Source organism: Bacillus sp. LR_5 (assembly GCF_042709275.1).
In genome coordinates, this window is the sequence record NZ_JAVAXX010000297.1 from 1 (window position 1) to 7478 (window position 7478).

General features: G+C 38.5%; 5 protein-coding genes. 1 reads left to right on the top strand and 4 read right to left on the bottom strand.

Annotated elements, in window-relative coordinates:
* The 3 genes from RAC86_RS32350 to RAC86_RS32360 all read right to left on the bottom strand — a co-directional run.
* On the bottom strand, nucleotides 1-1710 hold a 1710-nt coding region (locus tag RAC86_RS32350), incomplete at its 3' end, for a glycosyltransferase (RefSeq protein ID WP_377886473.1).
* Nucleotides 1711-1784: 74 nt separating this feature from the next.
* Nucleotides 1785-3305 (bottom strand): glycosyltransferase, encoded by a 1521-nt coding sequence (locus tag RAC86_RS32355; RefSeq protein WP_072566788.1) that lies wholly within the window; start codon nucleotides 3303-3305, stop codon nucleotides 1785-1787.
* A gap of 34 nt (nucleotides 3306-3339) precedes the next feature.
* Nucleotides 3340-4707: an alpha-glucosyltransferase N-terminal domain-containing protein gene (locus tag RAC86_RS32360; RefSeq protein ID WP_072565361.1), complete on the bottom strand. Its 1368-nt coding sequence runs from the start codon at nucleotides 4705-4707 to the stop codon at nucleotides 3340-3342.
* A gap of 341 nt (nucleotides 4708-5048) precedes the next feature.
* Between RAC86_RS32360 and galU the strand changes: the two genes are divergently transcribed.
* Nucleotides 5049-5927, top strand: coding sequence for a UTP--glucose-1-phosphate uridylyltransferase GalU (gene galU, locus RAC86_RS32365; protein ID WP_061186418.1), 879 nt, complete (start codon nucleotides 5049-5051; stop codon nucleotides 5925-5927).
* Nucleotides 5928-5965: 38 nt separating this feature from the next.
* Here galU and RAC86_RS32370 read toward each other — a convergent pair.
* Nucleotides 5966-7478: ATP-binding cassette domain-containing protein (locus RAC86_RS32370; protein ID WP_377886475.1), on the bottom strand; the 1513-nt coding region annotated here is incomplete at its 5' end.

A 7478-nucleotide genomic window follows, 5' to 3' on the forward strand; every position in this document is an offset into this window, starting at 1 on the left:
GGCAAACTTTTGTTCAACTAGATTCCGGTCAACCTGTATCACTGTCCCATCAACAGAACTGATTTGATTTTTTATTGGGATTAAAAACTCTTGATTATTGCATTCCAGCAATAATAAGGATTGCTTCGGAAAGAACAATTGGCTTCCAGGAAATACGAACGTTAAATCTGAATCATTATTTTTAAATTCCACTTTCAAAACTTCTTGCTTTCTTATATCCACAGACAGATTATCGTATATTTTTGTAAAGTATGGCCTTGCGCTAAAAGCGTATTTCCCGTTATTCCCAATATATTTAGCGTGTTTTGAATAAGGATACGGTTCTCTGCTGCTGCCAATTCGGGCGCGTTTTTTATACCCGTCTATCTCCGATTCAATAAAGAAGTCCCAAACACCAATATCTTCTTCATGAACAGCCAAATCAGTAAACTTCGTGAGAAATTCAAATTCTCCGTCCTTAGAATATACCGGAGAAATGATTTTTTCAGTTTTTCTTTCGCGATGCACCCAAATGCCTAATAAAGTTTGCATAGCTTGTTGCTCTGGTTGTAAAGCCGTGTGGGTAACCGACCCTTTTAATGAAAAAGTATCGTTCTTCATTTGAAATTTGCTCACGTAATGACTGATTTTATTTCTGTCATCAATAATCCGTTCATTCTCTGTTAACTGATACGACATAAGGCTGGGATAGTTTGCTATGATATGACCATTTTCAACAGACGTAAATTGAGTCATATTTTCTTTATCAGCTTCAAACTGCTTCAAGCCCTTTAAGTCATTCTGACGTACAAAATATAATTTTAACCGCGTATGGGAATGAACAAGCTTGTCAATTTCCCGCGGAATATTTTGTTCAACAAAATGATGCAGCTCTGTCATCCATATTTGCTGTTCCTGCTCACTCTCGATCGTTACGGTAAAGTCCGTTGTTCTGGAAAAATCAAAATGGCGATTTATAAACTTCGCCATAAACTTCATTTTGCCGGTATGAGAAAGACGGCTCTCACAAATCATATCTATGATTACCTTCATTGCACCGTAGTAGTTTTGAGGCGCAACATATGCAAATGTCATATGCTCGCCGTCATGCTGTACAGCGTAGTAATAATCATAGTCGGCCAAGACAGAAATTTTGTCCGCTTTTATATAAGCTTTCATGACAAATACCTGATCCTCTGTGGCCTGTATATTAGATGGAAAATATATGTCATGCTTTCTAAGCAGTGAAACTTTAAAAAGTTTTGTCGGGCCAATTGAGTAGACAAGCGGAGATTTAACAAGATCCGCCTCAGGTTTTGTTTCTTTAAAAATAGCTTGCGGGACCGCTCTGCCGTTTACACCGACCATTTTTCCAAGCACAATATCTGAATCGTGTTGTTGTGCAAATTGATACATTCTCTCAAACGCTTCAATTCCTAAATAATCATCGGAATCAATAAAAAAGATGTATTCACCGTTCGCAGCACGTATGGCTTGGTTTCTTGGTTCTCCCGGCCCTCCCGAGTTTTCCTTTCGTTCAATAACCGTTATATTAGAATACTGTTCACTGTATTTTTTCAATATTGAAACCGTGCCATCCTGAGAACAATCATCTACACAAATAATTTCATACTCATTATTCGGCATGGTTTGTTGAACCAGACTATCCAGGCAGCGGGAGATAAAATGTTCTGAGTTGTATGTGGGTACTGCTGCAGTAATTTTCAACATTACACCTCTATCCTTATCCGCTTCTATTTCCTCACAAAAGCTCATATAATGAACAAAAATGGTATAGAAATGCACTATTTCGTCATTTCAAATACTTCTTCCCATCTTTCAAACAATCGGACTTCACTATATTCGGTATCCATTAAATTCTTTGCATTTTTTCCATATTGAATGGCTTTCTCTGGGTTGTCGTACAAATAAATGATACTCTCAGCAAGCATTTCAATATGATCAGGTTCTACAAGCATTCCCGTTTCGTGTTCTTTTATGAGCTCTCTAGGGCTATATTTCACATCAAAACTAATGACCGGGGTTGCGCACGAAAACGATTCACAAATGGCAAGACTGAACCCCTCAAATTTTGATGTTAATAAAGTGGCAAGCGCCTGCTGATAAAATGGAGCAGGATTTGCGATATACCCTTTTAAATGCACATTATCTAACTGGAGATCATCGATCAATTGCTGATATTGCTCGTGGCCAGGACCGCTGCCATAAATATTAAGGACAATATCAGGCCGAGATTTTTTTACGATTTCCATTGCTTTTATGACCTTATCAATCCCTTTTTCTTCATGATATCTGGCCACCATGACAAATTCGTTTTTCTTTTTTTCATACGTTTGTAATTTTTCAAGTCTTCTTGGGGCATGGGGAATAACAAAAATATTATTGTTCGACTCAAAGTCTTTCATGATATCTTCCTTTTGTTCATTCGTTAATACGATCAGCCCGTCATAATCTTTAATATGTTCCATCGCGTATTGATGATTTTTCCGAACTTTGCTGCCCAACGTATAAGGATAATCTAAATGATTTGAGTGAACACAGTAATATCGTTTTGCCAATCCATCACGCATTTCATTGACTTTTGAAGCACTTCCGACTCCATCACAGATGACAATAGGGTCTTTTTCTTTTTCACAAATCTTCTCAAGCCAATGTGTATGAAACGTGTGCTTGTTTTTGAAAAATACAGCTTCCTTTTCATCTCGTTCAAACAGCATAACTCCTTGGCTGGCTCCTGTATTAAAATGGTGCCATTCCGTTAAATAGCAAAAGCCGTCTGGTGCTGTGTAGTGAATTTGATTGATTTTTCCGCTTCTCGTATCGAATAATACCGTTTTATTTACATAAGCGTCATGAAAGTATTCCCGCTTTGTCATCTGCATATTTTCATTGAAGTGATCTACATATAAAAGGTTATCCAACTCATCCCACTTTTTCTTTTTCATATATAAACCATTCTTAAAGTATTCCGTTTCTAATTTTTCCTCATTATGATACACGGCATAGGGTTCTTCAAAGCGATTGCGATTTTGTTCATAATAACTTTGTTGTGCATTCCCGACTTTTATATGCTTATGCTGATTTTTATAGTCATCATAAATATTAAGGATATTTACATCAGCATGCAGCCTTCCTGCGTTCTTCAGCTCTTTCTCAATCTGATCATAATTGTCTTTAAAATCAAGTGTGACCAAATCGATTTTATGGCCGCGCTCCGCAAATGTAAAAGATCTTGACATCATAGAGCTTGTAATGCCGCCTTTTTCAATGTCTATTTCATATATTAGTGAAAAGATCCTTCTCATCTTCAAGCCCCTTCTTTTGGTAAAGCTTTCTCTGCTATTTTTTTGCAAACAGCCGCTTCATTAATTTTCTCCTAAGTCCCTCGGCTGTATGAACATGCAAATAATTATTTTCTACTGCCAAAGTAATTTGCCAGCCCAAAATACTTTGTTCAGATGATGGAATTTCCTTTGGATCGGTGACTCGTACACTCGATGCAAAGAAGCTATTATCCCACTCTGAACAGAGATACAATTCAATCATGGACAGCTGATCTAATACAGAATGAACATAGAGAGTACCGCTTACAGTAAACATCAGCTCTTCCTCACTGCTTACTTTTGCGTTATATGTAATTTCAGTACCGCTCTTCTTATTTTTTAATTTCCAATACATTTTGTGACGGCCTACAGAATGGGTCGGAACGTCGCCTTTAAACTCGACCTTGGCTGACAAATATAAGTCGGATTTTGATTGCCATTCTGCCGTTAACAGCTCAACATCCATATCTTTTAAGTGATTATTAAAAGGCACCTGATCAATTAGTTTGTCTACAAAACGTTTGCGGGTAAATGGTTCTTCAGAAACATAGTAAATATTTGTGCGAGGTCCCGTTTTTTCAATCGTGTCATGATATCTCTTCAATGAAGGGACCACGAACGCATCAAGGTGGCCTATTTCCTTTTCAGGATTGTCTAACAGCTCATTCGTCTCTATAAAACCTAAGTACATGGATGAACATTTAACCGAAAGAGACTTCAGTGTTTTATATATCTCGAATTCTGATGTTAAAAATAAATATTCCGTCTTATTTATCAAGCGGCTTAGAAAATAATAGGAAAGTTCATTTTCTGAATACAATACATTGACTATATTCTCTTTTTCGTCAAAAATGACAATTTTTTCAGTTGTTTCATCATTCTTATACCATTTGGTCATATAACAGGTGCCATCTGCTCTTAAGTAAAGATGCTGCTTCGGTTTGTTAGTCTCCAGATTCATGTACATTAAACTGTGTACATAGCCGGATGAATCGTATTCTTCTCTTTTAAACCTTTGCCTGTTTTCATTAAAGTAATCAATAACAGCAAGTTCTCCTGATGCTGTAAACCTTTGGTATTTGATATAACGCCCATTATGGTAATAGCGGTAAATGGGCTTGTTCGGTTCTTGAATATATGTTAAACCTTCTTGTTCAATCGGATGCTTAATTTTATCTTTCTGAGGTTCATATCCTTTAAAGTAGCTGTACATATTGATAACAGCAGCATCTTTAAAAGAAGAAGGCCCATTAGGCTCATGATTAAAAGTGACAATTTCCATTGGATAATTCCAATCGATTGTATTAATACTAAACTTTTTTGCAGCCTGCAGTCTTGAACAAACATATGCTAATTTTGGGGTAGAAACCTTCATCGTCATCATCTATTTTTTACCTTTCGAAAAAATTCGTACAGTCACATTTTCAGAACTACATTATATCATTTTTACTGAGCTGGCTCTAGAGATGAGGAAGCAGTTACATCTATAGATTTTTTAGGTCAGCGTAAACCGGTTTCTCTATCAATTGATGTTATTTTTTAGTATTTCCTTGATCTCAAAGTTACTGAATTGACTCTTGTTTAATATTGGTTTTTCTTATATGATTAAATGTGTTTAACAGAATGAAAATAGGGTATTGATGAGAAAAGAAACTCAAACATTTTAAATACTCAGCATACATAAAGCTGAACCCTAAATCTGTTTTTAAGGAAGGTGCTTTGAAATTGAAAAAAGTACGTAAAGCCATAATCCCTGCCGCAGGTCTCGGAACGAGATTCTTGCCGGCTACAAAAGCAATGCCGAAAGAAATGCTTCCTATCGTTGATAAGCCAACCATTCAATACATAATTGAAGAAGCTGTTGAAGCCGGTATTGAGGATATTATTATCGTAACAGGAAAAAGCAAGCGTGCGATTGAGGATCATTTTGATTACTCTCCTGAGCTTGAAAGAAACTTAGAAGAAAAAGGAAAGATTGAACTCCTTGAAAAAGTGAAAAAAGCTTCTAACCTGGCTGATATTCACTATATCCGCCAAAAAGAGCCTAAGGGACTCGGACACGCTGTATGGTGTGCGCGCAACTTTATTGGCGATGAGCCGTTTGCGGTCCTGCTTGGAGACGATATTGTTCAAGCAGAAACACCTGGATTACGCCAATTAATGGATGAATATGAAAGAACACTTTCTTCTATTATCGGTGTTCAGCAAGTGCCTGACGAAGAAACACACCGCTACGGCATAATCGACCCACTGACTAGTGATGGCCGCCGTTACCAGGTGAAAAACTTCGTTGAAAAGCCGCCTAAAGGCACTGCACCTTCTAACCTTGCCATCTTAGGCCGTTACGTATTCACACCTGAGATCTTCATGTACTTAGAGGAGCAGCAGGTTGGCGCCGGCGGAGAAATTCAGCTGACGGATGCCATTCAAAAGCTAAATGAAATTCAAAGAGTGTTTGCTTACGACTTTGAAGGCAAGCGTTATGATGTTGGTGAAAAGCTGGGCTTTATCACAACAACTCTTGAGTTTGCGATGCAGGATAAAGAGCTTCGCGATCAGCTCGTTCCATTTATGGAAGGTTTACTAAACAAAGAAGAAATCTAAGCAAAAAGGCTATTGGACATTCATCCAATAGCCTTTTCTTATTTCGACATCAAGGTCAGCGTATGCTCTTCATTATCAACTGCAAAAACCTGATCAGCTGTATTCACAAGAAAACGATTCTTGCTGCTGTCATACAATACATCACTGTCACTTAAAGATAGTGACGCCGGAGTAACAGGAGAAATGTTGTGAAAGATAAGCTCAGAGGCTCTATCATTCTCCAGCACATAACTGATTTTTTCATAATCAAAATCCAGCGTTTTTCTGCCGTCAGCTGTATCTCCTTCAGTATATCCATTCAATTTCGATTGGATGCTGCTGCTGCTGTCTCCCAGGAATTTCAGAAAGTATTCATAGGAAGATGCTGCATTTTGCGAGACATAAGGTGTAAAGGCAGCAGCCCGCAATTCAGCATGTTTCACGTTTGTTGTCACAGCGCTCTTTTTCACAAAATAAGACTGCCCGTCAAACTTTATTTTCGCTGCTTGTTTGCCTTTTGCAGCCACCGTCACCCCGGTACCGAATGGCAGTGTAACATTAGCCTTCTGTTTCAAATCTTGATCCTTATAAGCAGACGCTTTTTCATCTGCTATAAACCCTAGCTTGTTGACTGCGGTTAAGCGTTCCTCTGCCTTGCCCTTTGCATCGCCTTGATGGTTCTTCACTTCATTTTGCGGAATAGCGCCAAACGAAGCAATTGTACGAAGCGGGGCATTAAAGAACATTGTTCCTGCAGTAAAAACCGTCAGGATAGACAAAATAGCAATTTGAACAGCATTAGCCAGGGATTTCGGCTTTTTCTTCTTTTGGCGGAAACGGGCAAACGCTTCAGGATCTTCTTTCTTCCGCTCTTCCGTTTGCTCTTTTTTATATGTCTCTTTTTCTTTTTTCGACAGCTTATTAAACCAGTCAATAAACGCTTTGTACTCTTTGACAACCGTTTTTGTTTCATCAAACATACGAAGCTCGCCGTAGTGCATCCAAGCGACGCGGTCACACATCTTTTCAATCTGGCCGATGGAGTGGCTGACAAAGAAAATGGTTTTTCCTTGCTTTTTAAACTCATTAATTCTGTCTACACACTTCTGATAAAACGTTTGGTCCCCTACGGAGAGCGCTTCATCAATAATTAAAATGTCAGGGTCAATATGCACGGAAATCGCGAAACCGAGACGCGATTTCATACCGCTGGAATAGTTTTTAACCGGCTGATTAATAAAATCGCCAATCTCGGCAAACTCCACGATGCTGTCGTACATATCATCAATTTCTTTATTGGTTAACCCCATCATTAAACACTTGAGCCGGACATTGTCCCGGCCCGTCAATTGGTTATTTAAACCGGCAGCAATCGCAATCAGCGACGGCTGGCCGTTCATTTCAATTTCACCGCTGGTCGGCGGAATAATTTTAGCCAGCAGGTTAGACATGGTCGATTTCCCTGACCCGTTTATCCCTACAAAGCCGATTGTCTCTCCCTCATACACGTCAAAGGAGACATTCCGCACAGCAAAAAAACCATTATCCTTAGCCGGAAAAAACAATCCTTTA